The sequence below is a fragment of the Mesorhizobium sp. WSM4887 genome, from assembly GCF_029625865.1.
Taxonomy (GTDB): Bacteria; Pseudomonadota; Alphaproteobacteria; order Rhizobiales; family Rhizobiaceae; genus Mesorhizobium.
This window is the reverse complement of sequence record NZ_JARTVP010000011.1, coordinates 71,547-87,710: the sequence shown is the minus strand read 5'-3', so window position 1 is coordinate 87,710 and position 16,164 is coordinate 71,547. Positions and strand designations below refer to the sequence as shown.

General features: G+C 63.9%; 15 protein-coding genes, 1 tRNA gene and 1 pseudogene. 3 read left to right on the top strand and 14 right to left on the bottom strand.

Annotation, left to right across the window (positions count from 1 at the left end):
* Window positions 1-2: 2 nt before the first annotated feature.
* A complete protein-coding gene (gene rnpA, locus P9230_RS27370; RefSeq protein WP_067323826.1) occupies window positions 3-356 on the bottom strand; it encodes a ribonuclease P protein component in 354 nt (117 codons plus the stop codon).
* Between the two features lie 16 nt (window positions 357-372).
* Window positions 373-507: a 50S ribosomal protein L34 gene (gene rpmH, locus P9230_RS27365; RefSeq protein ID WP_008833937.1), complete on the bottom strand. Its 135-nt coding sequence runs from the start codon at window positions 505-507 to the stop codon at window positions 373-375.
* A 255-nt stretch (window positions 508-762) separates the two neighbouring features.
* Here rpmH and P9230_RS27360 point away from each other — a divergent pair, with 255 nt between their 5' ends.
* Both P9230_RS27360 and P9230_RS27355 read left to right on the top strand, forming a co-directional pair.
* The gene (locus P9230_RS27360) at window positions 763-2,256 is read left to right on the top strand and encodes a HAMP domain-containing sensor histidine kinase (protein WP_067002984.1); all 1,494 of its coding nucleotides are present in this window, start codon (window positions 763-765) and stop codon (window positions 2,254-2,256) included.
* A 202-nt stretch (window positions 2,257-2,458) separates the two neighbouring features.
* Window positions 2,459-2,535, top strand: a tRNA-Arg gene (locus tag P9230_RS27355).
* Window positions 2,536-2,767: 232 nt separating this feature from the next.
* Here P9230_RS27355 and P9230_RS27350 read toward each other — a convergent pair.
* The 6 genes and pseudogenes from P9230_RS27350 to P9230_RS27325 form a co-directional block, all read right to left on the bottom strand.
* The gene (locus tag P9230_RS27350) at window positions 2,768-3,961 is read right to left on the bottom strand and encodes a caspase domain-containing protein (RefSeq protein ID WP_095827292.1); all 1,194 of its coding nucleotides are present in this window, start codon (window positions 3,959-3,961) and stop codon (window positions 2,768-2,770) included.
* Window positions 3,962-4,199: 238 nt separating this feature from the next.
* Window positions 4,200-5,855, bottom strand: a complete 1,656-nt coding sequence (locus tag P9230_RS27345; protein ID WP_278121260.1) for an FAD-binding dehydrogenase — start codon at window positions 5,853-5,855, stop codon at window positions 4,200-4,202.
* A 111-nt stretch (window positions 5,856-5,966) separates the two neighbouring features.
* Window positions 5,967-6,953, bottom strand: a complete 987-nt coding sequence (locus P9230_RS27340) for a Gfo/Idh/MocA family oxidoreductase (protein WP_278121258.1) — start codon at window positions 6,951-6,953, stop codon at window positions 5,967-5,969.
* 267 nt (window positions 6,954-7,220) lie between these two features.
* Window positions 7,221-7,797 (bottom strand): annotated as a pseudogene (locus P9230_RS27335) (YceI family protein).
* A 66-nt stretch (window positions 7,798-7,863) separates the two neighbouring features.
* Window positions 7,864-8,436: a cytochrome b gene (locus tag P9230_RS27330; RefSeq protein WP_278086063.1), complete on the bottom strand. Its 573-nt coding sequence runs from the start codon at window positions 8,434-8,436 to the stop codon at window positions 7,864-7,866.
* A 64-nt stretch (window positions 8,437-8,500) separates the two neighbouring features.
* Complete coding sequence (locus tag P9230_RS27325) at window positions 8,501-9,391, bottom strand: LysR family transcriptional regulator (RefSeq protein ID WP_278121256.1); 891 nt, start codon at window positions 9,389-9,391, stop codon at window positions 8,501-8,503.
* Between the two features lie 96 nt (window positions 9,392-9,487).
* Here P9230_RS27325 and P9230_RS27320 point away from each other — a divergent pair, with 96 nt between their 5' ends.
* On the top strand, window positions 9,488-10,483 hold the full coding sequence (locus P9230_RS27320; protein ID WP_278121255.1) for an aldo/keto reductase: 996 nt from the start codon (window positions 9,488-9,490) through the stop codon (window positions 10,481-10,483).
* A gap of 81 nt (window positions 10,484-10,564) precedes the next feature.
* Here P9230_RS27320 and P9230_RS27315 read toward each other — a convergent pair whose 3' ends face one another.
* The 6 genes from P9230_RS27315 to rpmI all read right to left on the bottom strand — a co-directional run bounded on the left by P9230_RS27315 (window position 10,565) and on the right by rpmI (window position 15,930).
* On the bottom strand, window positions 10,565-11,167 hold the full coding sequence (locus P9230_RS27315; protein ID WP_278113801.1) for a nucleotidyltransferase family protein: 603 nt from the start codon (window positions 11,165-11,167) through the stop codon (window positions 10,565-10,567).
* 39 nt (window positions 11,168-11,206) lie between these two features.
* Window positions 11,207-13,615 carry a phenylalanine--tRNA ligase subunit beta gene (gene pheT, locus P9230_RS27310; RefSeq protein ID WP_278121254.1) on the bottom strand — a complete coding sequence of 803 codons (2,409 nt, stop codon included), beginning with the start codon at window positions 13,613-13,615 and terminating at the stop codon, window positions 11,207-11,209.
* A complete protein-coding gene (locus tag P9230_RS27305) occupies window positions 13,612-14,052 on the bottom strand; it encodes a GFA family protein (RefSeq protein WP_067002960.1) in 441 nt (146 codons plus the stop codon). The genes pheT and P9230_RS27305 overlap by 4 nt, the downstream gene beginning before the upstream one ends.
* Window positions 14,049-15,101 (bottom strand): phenylalanine--tRNA ligase subunit alpha, encoded by a 1,053-nt coding sequence (pheS, locus tag P9230_RS27300; RefSeq protein ID WP_278121252.1) that lies wholly within the window; start codon window positions 15,099-15,101, stop codon window positions 14,049-14,051. Before pheS ends, P9230_RS27305 begins: the two co-directional genes overlap by 4 nt.
* A 185-nt stretch (window positions 15,102-15,286) precedes the next feature.
* A complete protein-coding gene (gene rplT / locus P9230_RS27295) occupies window positions 15,287-15,688 on the bottom strand; it encodes a 50S ribosomal protein L20 (RefSeq protein WP_040968947.1) in 402 nt (133 codons plus the stop codon).
* A gap of 38 nt (window positions 15,689-15,726) precedes the next feature.
* The gene (gene rpmI / locus P9230_RS27290; protein WP_027166935.1) at window positions 15,727-15,930 is read right to left on the bottom strand and encodes a 50S ribosomal protein L35; all 204 of its coding nucleotides are present in this window, start codon (window positions 15,928-15,930) and stop codon (window positions 15,727-15,729) included.
* Window positions 15,931-16,164: the final 234 nt, after the last annotated feature.

Sequence of the window (16,164 nt, the reverse complement as noted above, 5' to 3'; positions counted from 1 at the left end):
GCCTATCGTGTTCCGCGCAGCCGGCGGGAAAGCTCGGCCTTCAACTGGCCGAACGGAATGGCAAGCACGTCTTCGCGCCCGACGATGACATAGTCACTGCCGGGCGCCATGTCATCGGCGGCATGCGTTCGCACGGCTTCTCTCAGCCGCCGCCGGACGCGGTTGCGCACCACGGCGTTGCCGACCTTCTTGGTCACGGTGTAGCCGACGCGTGGCGCACAATCGTCGCCCCGGTCGAGAACCTCGACGAGAAAAAGCCGCCCGCGGCGCTTCTCGCCGCCGCGCACAGCCATGAAATCCGCGCGTTTCAGAAGCCGCCCGGGAGTTTTCCCCTTTGGCTTGCCGGTTGCGGGCAACGATCTCGTCTTTCGTTCAGGCGCTGAGCCGCTTGCGGCCGCGGTTGCGGCGGGCTGCGACGACGCCGCGGCCACCCTTGGTGGCCATACGGGCACGGAAACCGTGCCGGCGCTTGCGGACGAGTTTGGACGGTTGGTAGGTACGCTTCATTTGTTTTAATACCGCGGCGTGCGGCCCTTCTTGATTCTGTCACACTGTAACAGGAGCTTTGCCGGGCCGGTTATAGGCGCGATCGAAACCGCGCCGGGACGGAAGGCCCGAGCGTGAGCGGGCTTATAGGAAGAAGGATTTTGGAAGTCAATCCAGCCCGCCCAAAGGCATTTTTTCACTGGCTGGCGGCGAAATTGGCAAAAAAGCCGCAAATCGCATAATCTTGCTCGATCAAGCCTTCGTGAAAACCGCGTCATGACAAGTGAAGTCCTGTCAACGGATGAAAAGCCACGCCCCGCGGCGGCAAGCTCGCCGCGCCGGGTGCCGCTGTCGCGCGGTCTGTCGACCAAGCTTCTGCTTCTCACCATCGTCTTCGTGCTGCTCGCCGAAATCCTGATCTTCCTGCCCTGGATCGCCAGCTACCGGGTGAACTGGCTGAAGGAGCGGCTGAGCACCTCCGCCGCCGTGTCGATCGTGTTGCTGCAGGGCGAGCCCAACTCCCTGTCGCACACCGCCCAGAACGACGTGCTGATGGCGATCGGCGCCAAGGCGATCGCGGTGCGCGACGGCGGCGTCTCGCGGCTGCTGGTCGTGGCCGACATGCCGCCGAAGGTCGACGAGCATATCGACATTGCCAATGTCGGCCTGGTCAACGGCATGACCGGCGCGCTGGAAACGCTGTTCGCCGGCGGAAACCGGATGCTGCGCGTCTTCGGCCCGGTCGGCGACAGCGACAAGGAATTCGAGCTGATCATGCCGGACTACAGTCTGCGCAACGCCATGCTCAGATATTCGCGTAACGTCGCCGTCGTCTCGCTGCTGATCTCGCTGTTCACCGCCATGCTTGTCTATGCGGCGATCGATCTGATCATGATCGGCCCGATCCGCACCATGACGCGCTCGATCCTGTCCTTCTCCGAGGCGCCGGACGATCCCGGCCGCATAATTTGCCCGACGGAGCGTGCCGACGAGATCGGCGTCGCCGAGCGCGAGTTGTCGCAGATGCAGGATCGGCTGCAAAAAATGCTCGCCGAGCAGAAGCACCTCGCCAATCTCGGGCTTGCCGTGTCCAAGATCAACCACGACATGCGCAACATCCTGGCTTCCGCGCAGCTTATGTCGGACCGGTTGCGCCAGGTGAAGGATCCGACCGTCCAGTCCTTCGCGCCGAAGCTGTTGCGCGCGCTCGACCGCGCCGTCGCCTATTCGGAGGGCGTGCTTGCCTATGGCCGCACACAGGAGCCGGCGCCGTCGCGCCGCCGCTTGCGGCTGCGCCAGCTGGTCGACGACGTGCACGGCCTGCTCGATATCGAGGAGGGCATCGAATTCATCAATGCCGTCGAGCTCACCTTCGAAGTCGACGCCGATTCCGACCAGCTCTTCCGCGTGCTCACCAATCTGTGCCGCAACTCGGTGCAGGCAATGGCGGCCGACACGGAGAGCGCGGTGGTGCGTCGGCTAGCCGTCTCGGCCGAGCGCTTGGGCAGCGTCAGCCGCATCACCGTCAGCGACACCGGCCCCGGCCTCCCGCCCAAGGCGCGCGAGAACCTGTTCGCCGCCTTCCGCGGCTCGGCGCGCAGCGGCGGCACCGGCCTTGGCCTGGCGATCGCCCATGAGCTGATCCGCGCCCATGGCGGCACGGTGGAGCTGGTCGAATCGATCGGCGGCCGCACGGTCTTCGCCGTCACCATCCCCGACCAGCCGGTGCGGCTCGATCAGGCCCGCAACGGCCTGCGCCGCCCGGCTTGACCGTGGCAGGCCAGGGAAGACGTTCCCGCTTCGGAGTTCCGCGAAGCAAAGACCCCGGTCGGAATGTGATCCTGTAAACGCCTGCGACAAAACTTTTGCCGGGCCGGCTTGCTTTTCCGAAATTCAGTCGTTAGGGAACACTCCACATCGCGGCCGGCGTCTCGACCGGATCGCGGGGCTTGTGTCTCACACGGCCTGATGCGCGCCCGTAGCTCAGCTGGATAGAGCACCAGACTACGAATCTGGGGGTCAGGAGTTCGAATCTCTTCGGGCGCGCCAATTAATCAAACTGAACTCCCGCGCATTTGCCTCGCCGGCCGAAGCAGTCGCTGGCTGCCTACGCTCACGCGGCGAGGTTCACGTGGCGTATTAATCCACGATCCTGATCGGGTCGGCAGTGGTACCCGAGCGTTCTTGAGTTCAGCTTTTTTTCATGCACCCTTGCTCGTCTCCAGCCGCAGTCGGCGGCGCGGCCTAAGTCCCACCGCGCGCAAGGCAGTCATCGGCGTTACTAACCCCCTAGCTGTTGCAGCTTGCGACAGGCACGCCTTGCGCCTTCACGGCATCTCTGGCGACACCTCTCCTTGTTGCCATCCCTGCATCGCCCCACGGATTCCGGTTTAGCTGGTGCGCTCGTTTTTGCCGAACGATTGGAAGGTTCATCGACAGGCAACGACACTTGCGGCTTGCGACTGACTTTCTTTGGCAGGATCTTTTTGCGTGGCGGCGTAGGTGCTTGGAACTTGGCAATTCGGCTCTTTGCAATTTCGACGAATGCACCATTCGGAAATGCCGCTAGATAAGCACGATACATCGAGACATCGGATGTATCCTTGATTGATTTCCAGAATTCAAGCTCTGCCGCCGCGTTGATGTCTGGCTGATAGGCGTCTGCCGAAGACGGACTAGACGCGGCATCTGGGTTGAATGAGAATCCCGGCTCCACCAGGGACGAGTTGCTCCAGGGAACCTGCTTCCCAGAAGTCGCGTTCATGACGTCCAACCGGACGCGACGCATGAGAATTTCAATGTCGATCGAAGGAGTCTTTATCCGCTTCACAAGAGAGTCTGCAAACGGACTATGATTGACGGCTCCATCGAGAGCCACGTTGCCGGGTTGTGTTGCAAAGCCGATAAAGACTCCCCTGCCAGCATCCAAGGCTCCCAGCCCCTTTCCTATGGCAAGGCCGCGACTTTGACCCGGTCCACTCAATTGCTTAACGAAAGGATTGTCCCGACAGGCATCGAGAAGGACGATTGCGATATTTTCCTCGGCCGTCATGGCGGCGATGATGTCTTGCAGGCGCTCAGCCTCCAGAGCCAAGTCGGCTGGACGTTGAAGGGCGGCGTCAACCGGCAATAGGTAGTTCTCCCCGTTCGCTTGGAGCCCGTGTCCGGCGAAGTAAAAAAGCGAGACGTCACCCGGCCGCAAGTTTCGCCTGAATTTTCCGATGAGTTCCCTGAACGTTGATGCGTCGGTATCCAATCCAAGGGTGACGTCGAAGCCCGTCTCTTGCAAAACTCGGGAGATGGCATTCGCATCATTTACCCCGTTGGGAAGCGATGACGCAAAACGGTAGGCCGAGTTACCGATTACGAGCGCATATCTATGGCTGCGTTGACCGATCTGGGTCTCAGAGGAGGCCGGTGTCGACAAGCCGGCCAGCAAAAGAAGGCACGCGCACAACAAACAAACCTTGGACATTGCGACCTTCCCGAGTAACGGAGAATATTAGCATCCGTTAAAGCGCGTGGGTACCCGTTGTAAGGGCCATCTTGCTTGGGGAAGAGGCCAAACTTGCCGGAGGCCGCTTGGTATGAGGTCTCCGTGCATCGTCAACGCCCTTTCCGGCATCGACTTCAAGCAACATCAAACCCCGAATGAGGCCGCAGCATACAAGGTGGGCCGAGCTCACGAGCTTTTGGCAACACCGTTCGATCGCTCATCCGACCGCCTTCGTCGCCGCCCTTCCGGCGCTGCGTCCGGAAAAGATGCAGCCGCCGAGGAAGGTGCCTTCGAGCGCCGCATAGCCGTGCACGCCGCCGCCGCCGAAGCCGGCGACCTCGCCCACCGCGTAGAGACCAGGCACCGGCTCGCCCGCCGCGTCGAGCACGCGGCTGTCGAGATCGGTCTGCAAGCCGCCCAGCGTTTTGCGGGTGAGGATGTTGAGGCGGACCGCAATCAACGGGCCGTTCGCCGGATCGAGCATCTTGTGCGGCTTTGCGGTGCGGATCAGCCTGTCGCCGAGATAAGCGCGCGCGCCGCGCAGCGCGGTGACCTGCGCATCTTTGGAGAACGGGTTGTCGAGCTGCATGTCGCGGGCGCGGATCTCGCGTTCGACCTGCGCCACATCGAGCAGCGGCTCGCCGGCCAGCCCGTTCATCCGCGCCACCAGCTTCGAAAGGTTGGCCTCGACGATGAAATCCTCACCCTTTTCCATGAAGGCTTTCACCGGGCCGGGAATGCCCGACGTGGCGCGGCCAAGCACCTGCCGCCAGCTCTTGCCGGTGAGGTCCGGATTCTGCTCCGAGCCCGACAGCGCGAACTCCTTCTGGATGATCTTCTTCGTCAGGATGAACCACGAATAATCGAAGCCGGTGCTCATGATATGGCTGAGCGTGGCTAAAGTGTCGAAGCCTGGGAAAAGCGGCACCGGCAGCCGTCTGCCGCGCGCGTCGAGCCATAGCGAAGAGGGACCCGGCAGGATACGTATGGCGTGATCGGTCCAGACCGGCGCCCAATTCTTGATGCCCTCGACATAGTGCCACATGCGGTCGCGGTTGATGACCCTCCCGCCCGCTGCTTCGGCAATTGCCAGCATGCGGCCGTCGACATGGTCCGGCACGCCGGTGATCATGCGCTTCGGCGTCGCGCCGAGACGCTGCGGCCAGTTCTTACGCACCAGCTCGTGGTTGCCGCCGATGCCGCCGGAAGCGACGATCACGACCTGGGCGTGGAGCTCGAAATCCCCGGCCACGTTGCGCGAGCTCTTGCGTCCACGCTCGACCGTGCTTGGCTCCAGCACGTCGCCGCGCACCCCGGTCACCGTCTTCCCGGTCCGCGTGATCTCGTTGACCCGGTAGCGGAACTTGAACTCGACGAGCCCACGCTTCTGCGCCTCGCGCACGCGCAGCACGAAGGGCTCCAGCACGCCGGGCCCGGTGCCCCAGGTGATGTGGAAGCGCGGCACCGAATTGCCGTGGCCGCTGGCATTGCCGCCGCCGCGCTCGGCCCAGCCGACGACGGGGAAGAATTTCAACCCGCGCTCGATCAGCCAGGAGCGCTTCTCGCCGGCGGCGAAGCCGAGATAGGCTTCAGCCCATTTGCGCGGCCAAAAATCCTCAGGGCGGTCGAAGGCGGCGGTGCCCATCCAGTCTGCGAGCGCGAGGTCGTGGGAATCGCGGATGCGCATGCGCCGCTGCTCTGGCGAGTCGACCAGGAAAAGCCCGCCGAACGACCAGAAGGCCTGGCCGCCCAGCGATTGCTCGGGCTCCTGGTCGACGATGATGATTTTCTTGCCGGCCTCGGCAAGTTCTGCCGCGGCGACGAGGCCTGCCAGCCCCGCGCCGACTATGATGACATCCGCGTCGTCAGCCATCTTTCCTCCCCTCAAAACGGCCGGCAGAGCAATTCCAGGAAAAGTGCGAAGCGGTTTGGGCTCGGCGACTTCGCCGTAGCCTTCCGTCCGGAATTGCGTCGAGACAAAGAGTCAGACGGGCTCCCAGCCGTCCTTGTCGCCGGCGCGGAAGATGGCGTCGATGACCTTCTGGTTCAGGACCGATTCCTCCAGCGTGAAGACACGGTCCTTGCCGCCCTGGGCCGCGCGTACGAAGGCCTCGCATTCCAGCCGGTACTGCTGGGTGCCTGGGAAGCGGAACACCTGCGCTTCGGTGTGGTTCTGGTTGTGCAATTCGATGCGGTGATGGTCGTAGAGCCCGGCATTGAACGGACCAAAGACCTCGATGAAACCCTTCTCGCCGTGGAACACCATCACCTGCCGCGCCGCCATCTGCGTCGACAGGTAGAAGGACAGTTCGAAGTCGCCGAAATCGGCGCGGATCGAGGAATAGATGTCGGTGCCGAAGGTCTTGTCGCGCTCAATGCTGGCTTGCACGCGGACCGGTTCCTTGCCGGTCGAGAAGCGCGTCGACACGGTCGGATAGACGCCGATGTCGGGCAGCGCGCCGCCGCCGAGATCCAGCTGGTTGCGCATGTTGCTGGGATCGACATTGTAATAGGAAAACGCGCCCTGGACGTGGCGCAGCCGGCCGATCGCGCCGCTGGCGATCAGGTCGCGCACCTTGATCCACTGCGGGTGATAGATGACCATGAAGGCCTCGCAGACCAGCACCTTCTTCTCGTCGCGCAGCTTGATCAGCGGCGGGATGTCCTTGGCGTCGAGCGCAAGAGGCTTCTCGACCAGCACATGTTTTCCCGCCTCGATTGCCTTTGCCGTCCATTCGACATGCTGCGAGGTCGGCAGCGGAACATAGACGCCGTCGACCTCCTTGGAAGCGAGCAGTTCCTCATAGGAGCCGAAGGCATGCGGCGCGCCGAAACGCTCGCCCAATGCCTTGGCCTTCGACAGGTCGCGGCTGGCGATCGCCGACAGCACGCCGTTCTCCGAATCTACGATCGCCGGCAAAAGCTGCTCGCGGCCGATCTTGGCCGTCGACAGAACACCCCATCGGAACATCATGCTTCTCCATGTCAGTTACGTCGATGGAGGTGTGCCCCAATTCCGGAGAAAAGCCAATCGCAGACGCGGGCCACAAAGCGCCTTCGTCATCCTCGGGCTTGATCCGAGGATCCATTCCGTGACCTATGACGTAAAGTGCAGGGATGCAAAATTCTGTAACCGTTGCAACGCCTTAGCGCCACGGCATGGATCCTAGGGTCTGCGCGCGTCGCTTCGCTCCTTGCTCCGCCCTAGGATGACGAACCCGAGGATGCGCGACCAGAGCTAACCCCTTCTCCCCGTCAGGGTCATGTCGAAGTCGACGACGTTGGAATAGATCGGCGTGCCGACATCCATGCCGTAGCGCGATCTGAGCACCTTGCCGGTGACATGGAACTTGATGGTTCCTGACTTCAGCCCATCGAGCTCGGCCGTGAACTTTTCCGAAAACGTCTTGCCGCGCGCCGTCAGCCGGCCGGTGACCACGGCGGTGGTCTCGCCGGTGCGGGTCACGTTTGTCGAGCGGAATTGGATCTCGGGATTGTTGGCGCTGTCGAAGACGGCGTCGGAACGCAGGAAAGCATCGATGCGGCCCTGGCCGGTGCCGACGCTTTCCGGAAAGATGGTGAGGTTGACCGTTCGAGCGCCCGACATCGGCATTGTCGATGCGAATCGTGCCCTTGAAGCGGCCGAAGGCGCCGCCGAAGCCGCCACCGCCGGCCTTGCCGATGGTGAAGCGGATCGAGGAGCCCGCCGGGCTGATCGTGTAGCTGCCGGCGGCGTCACTGAGCGCCACCGCGGCGCAAACCGGCGCGGCAAGGCAAGCGGCAAAGGCCGCCAATCCGAGGATGCGCGCATGCATCGACATCTTCCTATCCTGAACCAGCGCATTGCTGTCTTCCCGCCACCAACGAACGGGCGGCCCGCTCTATTCCCGGGCAGACGAAGGCGTGATTATGCGCGTGAGCACGCCGTCGCGCAGCAGGAAATGGTGGCGCATCGCTGCAAGGATATGCAACGCCACCAGCGCGATGCCGGCATAGGCAAGATACCAATGCGCGGCCGACCAGAAGCTTTCCGCGGCGTCGGATTCGGCGAGCGGCAGGTCGGGCATGACGAACTGGTTGAACGGCATCGTCGGGATTTCCAGCGTCGAGACCGAGACCAGCGCCCAGCCGGAGAGCGGCAGCGCAACCTGGAAGGCGTAAAGCGCCAAATGCGCCAGCGGCGCTGCCTTGCGCTCCAATGTTCCGACCGAAGGCGGGAGTGCTGGCGCCGCATTGCCGACACGCCAGGCGATGCGCAGGATGACCAGCCCAAGCAGCAGGAAGCCGACGGACTTATGCAGCTGGATCAGCTCGAAGGACGTCCGCTGGCTATCGATGCGCATCATCACGAAGCCGAGCACGAACTGGCCGATGAAGATGATGCCGATCAGCCAGTGAAGGATGATCATCGCCCAGCCATAGCGGGTGGCGGTGTTGGTGATGGACGATTGCATGGTCGAAAAACGTCGCTGAAATCACCTTTCTTCCAGCCCTCCCCACAAGCGGAACGGAGGAGCCCTACGGGCTCACCTTGAAGAAATCGACGAAGGCCCGCAACGCCGGCCGCATCTGGCGGCGGCTTGGGTAGTAGACGAAGAAGCCGTCGAAAGCGGGGCACCAGTCCTCCAGCACGCGGATCAGCCGGCCATCGGCGAGCGGCGCCTTCACATAGTCCTCGAAGACGAAGGCGAGCCCGGCGCCGTCGATCGCGGCCTGGGCGATCAGATGGTCCTCGTCGAGGATCAGCGGCCCTTGTGCTGCGATCTCGATTTCCTCGCCGTCCTTCTCTAACTCCCAGCGGTAGAGGATGCCGCTGGAGAAGCGGAAGCGGATGCAGCGGTGATCGGCGAGATCGCGCGGATGACGCGGTTTGGGCATGGTCGCGAAGTAGGAGGGCGCGCCGACCACCGCGCCGCGGATGTTCGGCCCTATGCGCGCCGCGATCATGTCGCGCTGCAGGCTTTCGCCCAGCCTGACACCGGCGTCGAACCCGCCCTCCACCACATCCGTGAAGCGGTCCTCGATGACGACCCCCAGCACGATCTCGGGATAGGCGGCCGTGAAGGCAGCGAGCCGCGGCGTCAGCACCAGATGCGCGGCGGTGCGCGGCACGCTGAGCCTGAGATTGCCGGCCGGGCGGTCGCGCGCCTCGACCGCCGTTTCCAGCGCCAGGTCGATCTCGGACAGCGCCGGCCGCAGGCGCTCCAACAGCCGCGCGCCTTCCTCGGTCGGGGCGACACTGCGCGTGCTGCGCGCCAGCAGCCGTACGCCGAGCTGCGCCTCCAGGCTCGCCACCGCATGGCTGACCGCCGACGGCGCGATGCCGAGCTCGCGGGCCGCGCCGCGGAAGCTGGCCCATTGCGCGACCGCGGCGAGAACGGCCAGCTGGGAAAGGTTCGTCCGGTTCATTGATCTATCTTATAGAGCGAGCTGTGCGAAAGAGACATGATTATCGAACGGATGCCTAGGCGCTATTTCATCTCCATCGCAACAAGGAGATGCGCCATGCAAACCCGCAAATTAGGAACTGAACTCGAAGTCTTCCCCGTCGGCCTCGGCTGCATGGGCATGAGCTTTGTCTATGGCGGACAGCCGGAGGCGGAAGCCATCGCTACGCTGCGCCGCGCCATCGAGATCGGTGTCACCTTCTTCGATACCGCCGAAGTCTATGGCCCTTACGAGAACGAGATCCTGCTCGGCAAGGCGCTGAAGCCGGTACGCGAGAAGGTCACCATCGCCACCAAATTCGGCTTCAAGATATCCGAGCACGGTTCGGGCATCGACCGCATGATCGGCGTCGACAGCCGCCCTGAGCACGTCAAGGCGGTGGCGGAGGCCTCGCTGAAGCGGCTCGATACCGACGTCATCGACCTCTACTACCAGCATCGCGTTGACCCGAACGTGCCGATCGAGGACACGGTCGGCGCCATGGCCGAACTGGTGCGCGAGGGCAAGGTGCGGGCGCTCGGCCTGTCGGAAGTGAGCGGCGCCACGCTGCGCCGGGCGCATGCCGTGCACCCGATCGCCGCCGTGCAGAGCGAGTATTCGCTGTGGAGCCGCGATCCCGAGGACGAGGTCTTTGCCGTTTGCCGCGAGCTCGGCATCGGCTTTGTCCCCTACAGTCCGCTCGGCCGCGGCCTGCTCACCGGCACCATCGCCAAGCGCGATACGCTCGGCGCCGGCGACTGGCGCCTTGGCCTGCCGCGCTTCCAGGCCGAAGCCATGGAAGCCAACAATGCCGTCATTGCCGTGCTGGAAAAGTGGGCGATGGAAAAGGGCGTGACAGCGGCACAACTGGCGCTCGCTTGGGTGCTGCACCAGGGCGATTTCATCGTGCCGATCCCCGGCGCGCGCAAGATCCGCCATTTGGAGCAGAACACGGCAGCGGCCGGGATCAAGCTGAGCGCCGCCGAGGTCGCGGCCATCGGCGACGCGCTGTCGCCCGACAAGGTCGTCGGCAAGCGCTATACCGAAGAGCTGCTGGCGCTGGTGAATGGTTAGACATTTCAGCTTGCTTTGAGACGCTGGCGGGACAGCGCCCCCCTCTGTCCGGCAGGACAGAGGGGGGCGCCTCGCGCTGACCTACCAAGGCACCACGCTGATCTCCGGCCAGTTCTCTCGCGCCCTCCTCCCCTTCGCCTCATGCGTCCGCTGGTTGTCCAGCGCCCGGTTCGGCGTGATACGGAACGAAAAAATGTCGTCGAGCCCGAACGGCGCCACCAGCTCCAACGCCTCGTCTGCGTCGAACCGCACCCCGACCGCATGCGTCTTCGAGGCGAAATAGCCGACCGATTCACTCGCGCTCGTGTAGCGCGGGCATGCCTGCCCGAATTTGGCCGGATACCACAGGTGCACGCGTGCCTGATTTCGCACCTCCACCGGCAGCGTCAGTCCTTCGAAATGCTGCGCCGCCCGGCGGATCACCGCATCCTCGGCCTCGTAGGAGAGATCGGTGCCGTCGAAATAGAACAGATCGACATCCTTGATGCCGTAGCCTGAGGGCCTGCCGGTGAGATGGTTCCAGATGCTGTTGTAGAGCGCGCCGGAAACCACCAGCCAGTCCGGCAACGCCAGTTCACGCACTCGCGCCAGCGTTTTGGCCAGCAGCGGGTCCGCCGCCACGATTTCGAGGAACGCCGCGCGTTGCTCCTCGAAAGGCAGGCCGGAATAGCGGAGATGGTGCATCGCCCTTTGGAGGGCGATTCGCCATCGCTCCGCAATGCCTCATGTTCTGAGCACGCCGCCCGTCTGCTTGTTGACGTTCTCGACGATGCGCTTGGCCAGCGCCTCGAAATCCTCGTCGGTCAGCGTCTTTTCGACCGGCTGGATCGAGACTTCGATGGCGATCGACTTCTTGGCGGCGCCGAGCGCAGCGCCCTCGAAGACGTCGAACACCGAAACGCCGGTGACGAGCTTCTTGTCGGCGGCCAAAGCTGCCCGCACCAGCGTGCCGGCCTCGACCGTCCGGTCGACGACGAAAGCAAAATCGCGCTTCACCGCCTGGAAGGGTGAAAGCTCCAGCTTCGGCTTGGTGCGCGTCGGCTTGGCCTTCGGCTCCGGCACGGCATCGACAAAGACCTCGAAGCCGCAGAGCGGCCCGGAGGCGTCGAGCACTTCGAGCGTCTTTGGATGGAACTCGCCGAAAGTGCCGAGCACGGTCTTCGGCCCGAGCTTGATCGTGCCTGAGCGTCCGGGATGGTACCAGGCCGGGCCGCCGGGCTCGATCTGCAGCCTGTCGACCGGCGCGCCGCAGGCTTCGAGCGCCGCGATCGCATCGGCCTTGGCGTCGAACACCCCGACCGGCCCGGCATTGCCGGCCCAGCTGCGGCCCGAGCCGTCGAGCTTGGCGGTGCCCCGCCGCACGCCGGCGGCGACGCGCCGCTGCTGATCGGCCAAGTCGCCTTCATAGGTGCCGGAGACCTCGAACAGCGCCACGTCGCCGATGCCCCGATCGGCATTGCGCTGGGCGGCGCTGATCAGCCCGGGCAGCAGCGACGGCCGCATGTCGGACATGTCGGCGGCGATCGGGTTGGCGAGCTTCAGCCCGTTCTGGCCGCCGCCGAACAGCTCGGCGTGTTTCGCCGGAATGAACGACCAGGTGACCGCCTCCATCATGCCGCGCACGGCGAGCGCGCGCTTGGCGGCCCGGGTGCGCACCTGCAGCATGGTCAGGATCCTGCCGTTGACCGCGTCATGCGAGGTGAGCGGCTGCGGCGCTATGTTGTCGACGCCGTGGATGCGCATCACTTCCTCGACGAGATCGGCCTTGCCGTCGACATCCGGACGCCAGGAGGGGACCTTCACCTCGACGGCGTCACCTGAGCTGCGCGGCTCGAAGCCGAGACGGGTCAGTATAGTGAGCGCTTCTTCTCTCGGCACCTCGATGCCGGTCAGCCGCTTCACTTCCGACAGCGGGAAGGAAATGATCTTCGGCTTGTGGCCGGGATAGCCCGCCACCTCGATTTCCGTCGGCGTGCCGCCGCACAATTCCAGCACCAGCTTGGTCGCGAGCTCGACGCCGGGCACCATGAACTCAGGGTCGACGCCGCGCTCGAAGCGGTAGCGCGCATCGCTGATGATGCCGAGCGTGCGACCGGTGCGGGCCGTCGTGATCGGGTCCCAGAGCGCCGATTCGATCAGCACGTCGGTGGTGTTCTCGTCGCAGCCCGAATGCTCGCCGCCCATGATGCCGGCAATCGATTCGATGCCGTTGTCGTCGGCGATCACGCACATCTCCGGCGTCAGCGAGTATTCGCGTCCGTCGAGTGCCAGCACCTTTTCACCGTCCCTGGCGCGGCGCACCACAAGGTTGCCGGTGACCTTCTTCGCGTCGAACACATGCAGCGGCCGGCCGCGGTCGAAGGTGACGTAGTTGGTGATGTCGACCAGCGCGCTGATCGGCCGAAGCCCGATGGCGATCAGCCGCTGCTGCAGCCATTTCGGCGACGGGCCGTTCTTCACGCCCTTCACCAGAGTCAGCGCGAAGCCGGGGCAGAGTTCCGGTGCCTCGATCTTGACCTTGACCGGGCACATGCCGTCGCCGGCATGCGGCATGATCGCGCCGCCGGTCAGCCGGCCGAGGCCGCTCGCCGCGAGATCGCGGGCGATGCCGTAGACGCTGGTGGCATCGGGGCGGTTCGGCGTCAGGTTGATCTCGATCACCGGATCGTCGAGATGGGCGTAGGCGGCGAAGCTGGTGCCGACCGGTGCGTCTTCGGGCAGGTCGATGATGCCGGTATGCTCGTCCGAAAGCTGCAGCTCGCGTTCGGAGCACATCATGCCATGGCTCTCGACGCCGCGGATCTTGCCGACCGAAAGCGTGACGTCGATGCCGGGAATATAGGTGCCGGGCGCAGCAAAAGCGCCGACCAGGCCGGCGCGGGCGTTGGGCGCCCCGCACACCACCTGCACCGGCGGCTTGCCGTCGCCGGTATCGACCGTAAGCACCCGCAGCCGGTCGGCGTCGGGATGCTGCACGGCAGTCAGCACCTTGGCTATGACAAAGGGTTTTAGGCCCGCCTTGTCGTCGACATGTTCGACTTCGAGGCCGATCGCCGTCAGCCGCTCGACGATTTCGGCAAGCGAAGCGTCGGTCTCGAGATGGTCCTTGAGCCAGGAGAGGGTGAATTTCATGACTGTGTTCCGTAGGAAGGGCTTTGCGCGTCAGGTCTAGCCACGCTCGTCTTGAGGTGCCGCGGCAGTGAATCGGGCATATGCAGGAAGGGCAGCTGCTCGCGCACATGCGCATGCAGCGTCGGCCTGAAATAGGCAGGCATGTCCATGGCGCCGAGCGTGAAGTAAATATGGCCGGCGAGCCGCTCGTCGCTATAGGCGATCGGCGAGCCGCAAATGCCGCAGAACGAGCGCGCCACCGGGCCGTTCCGGTAGCTCTTCAGCGACTTGCCTTCGAGCGCGATCTGGTCGGCCGCGAAGCCGATAAAGGCCGACACCGGTGCGCCGCTGGCGCGCCGGCAATCGCCGCAATGGCAATAGCTGATGTGGTGCGGCTCGGCCGAGGCCTCGAACCGCACGGCACCGCAGCGGCAGCCCCCGGTGTGGGGAGCAGTCATGTGGAAAGGCCCCCGAACAGCGTCGGCATGTCGAGCGGCCGGAAGCCGTAATGCGTGAGCCAGCGCACGTCGGCGTCGAAGAAGGCGCGCAGGTCCGGCATGCCGTATTTCAGCATGGCGATGCGGTCGATGCCCATGCCCCAGGCAAAGCCCTGGTATTCGTCGGGATCGAGCCCGCCGTAACGCAATACGTTGGGATGCACCATGCCGCAGCCCAGGATCTCCATCCAGTCGGAGCCTTCGCCGAAGCGTACTTCGCCTAGCCGCGAGCGGTCGCACTGGATGTCGACCTCGAGGCTGGGCTCGGTGAACGGAAAGAAGGACGGTCGAAAGCGCATCTTGACGCTCGGCACTTCGAAGAAGGCCTTGCAGAATTCCTCCAGCACCCACTTCATGTTGGCGATGTTGGCGGTCTTGTCGATCACCAGCCCCTCGACCTGATGGAACATCGGCGAGTGCGTTGCGTCCGAATCCTGCCGGTAGGTCTTGCCGGGGATGACGATGCGGATCGGCGGCTTCTGCTGCTCCATGGTGCGGATCTGCACGGGCGAGGTGTGCGTGCGCAAAAGCTTGCGTTCGCCCTTCTCGTCCGGCTGGAAAAAGAAGGTGTCGTGCATCTCGCGCGCCGGGTGGCCTTCGGGGAAATTGAGCGCGGTGAAATTGTAGTAGTCGGTCTCGATGTCCGGACCTTCCGCGATCGCGAAGCCGAGGTCGCCGAAGATCGCGGCGATCTCGTCGATCACCTGGCTGATCGGATGGATGCGGCCGCGCTCGGCCGGCGACTGGCGCACCGGCAGCGTGACGTCGACCGTCTCGGCGGCGAGCCGCGCTGCGATCGCTACGTCCTTCAGCTCCGACTTGCGCGCCGTCAGCGCCTCGGTGACGCGGTTCTTCAGCCCATTGATCGCCGGGCCCTTGACCTGCCGCTCCTCGGTGCTCATCGCGCCGAGCGTTTTCAGCATCTCGGAGACCGAGCCCTTCTTGCCCAGCGCCGAGACGCGCACAGCCTCGATCGCCTGCTCGTCGGCCGCGGCCGCGATGTCGGCCATCAAAGAAGCTTCAAGGGTTTCAAGATTTCCAGCGGTGGCGTTCACGGCGAAACTCTCTCGATCGGGCAACCACCGGGGTTCGGCGCGTCACCAATTTGGTTGGATCAGGCATAAGAAAAACCCGCGCCAGCCGTGCCAGCGCGGGTTCCCCAAATCAGAATAGCGAATGCTTGGGAAGCGCTGGCTTAGGCGACAGCGCTCTCAAAAGCATTCGGCGTGGTGTTCTTCAGATATTCGAGCGCCACCTTGGCCTTGGCCACAAGGGCTGCGAAAGCCTGCGGCTCGTGGATGGCCATGTCCGAAAGAACCTTGCGGTCGATCTCGATGCCGGCCTTGTTGAGGCCGTCGATGAAGCGGCCATAGGTCAGGCCGTGCTCGTGCACCGCTGCATTGATGCGCTGGATCCACAGCGCGCGGAACGAGCGCTTGCGGTTCTTGCGGTCGCGATAGGCGTACTGCAGCGACTTTTCCACCGCCTGCTTGGCGATGCGGATGGTGTTCTTGCGACGGCCGTAGAAGCCCTTGGCGGCTTTCAGGACCTTCTTGTGCTTGGCGTGGGCGGTGACGCCTCTCTTTACGCGTGCCATGTCATGATCTCCTTAAAACGCTGTTCCGGACCGAATGCTTAAAGGCCGTTCGGCAGAAAATTCTTGATGACCTTCTTGCCGTCCGGTTCAGCCAGAACCATCGTGCCGCGGGCATCGCGAATGAACTTGTTGGAACGTTTGATCATGCCGTGGCGCTTGCCGGCGGCAGCCGACAGCACCTTGCCGGTGGCGGTAATCTTGAACCGCTTCTTGGCGGCCGATTTGGTCTTCATCTTGGGCATTTTGCTACTCCGTAATGTGGCGCACCATCGCGCTTCTTTTCTCGCTTCGGGCCGACCAGAGCCCGAAAAGCAAATGAAACCGCCACGGCATGCCCTGCCGGGCGGTTTTTGTTTTTGCTCTGCGTATCGTGCTTTCCGTAAATCAGAGATGATTTCCGGCCCGATACGCAGAACGGCGGTCCTATAGATCAAACAGGGCTCGTGCGCAACACCTCACGCCCTGCGGCGCGCTGT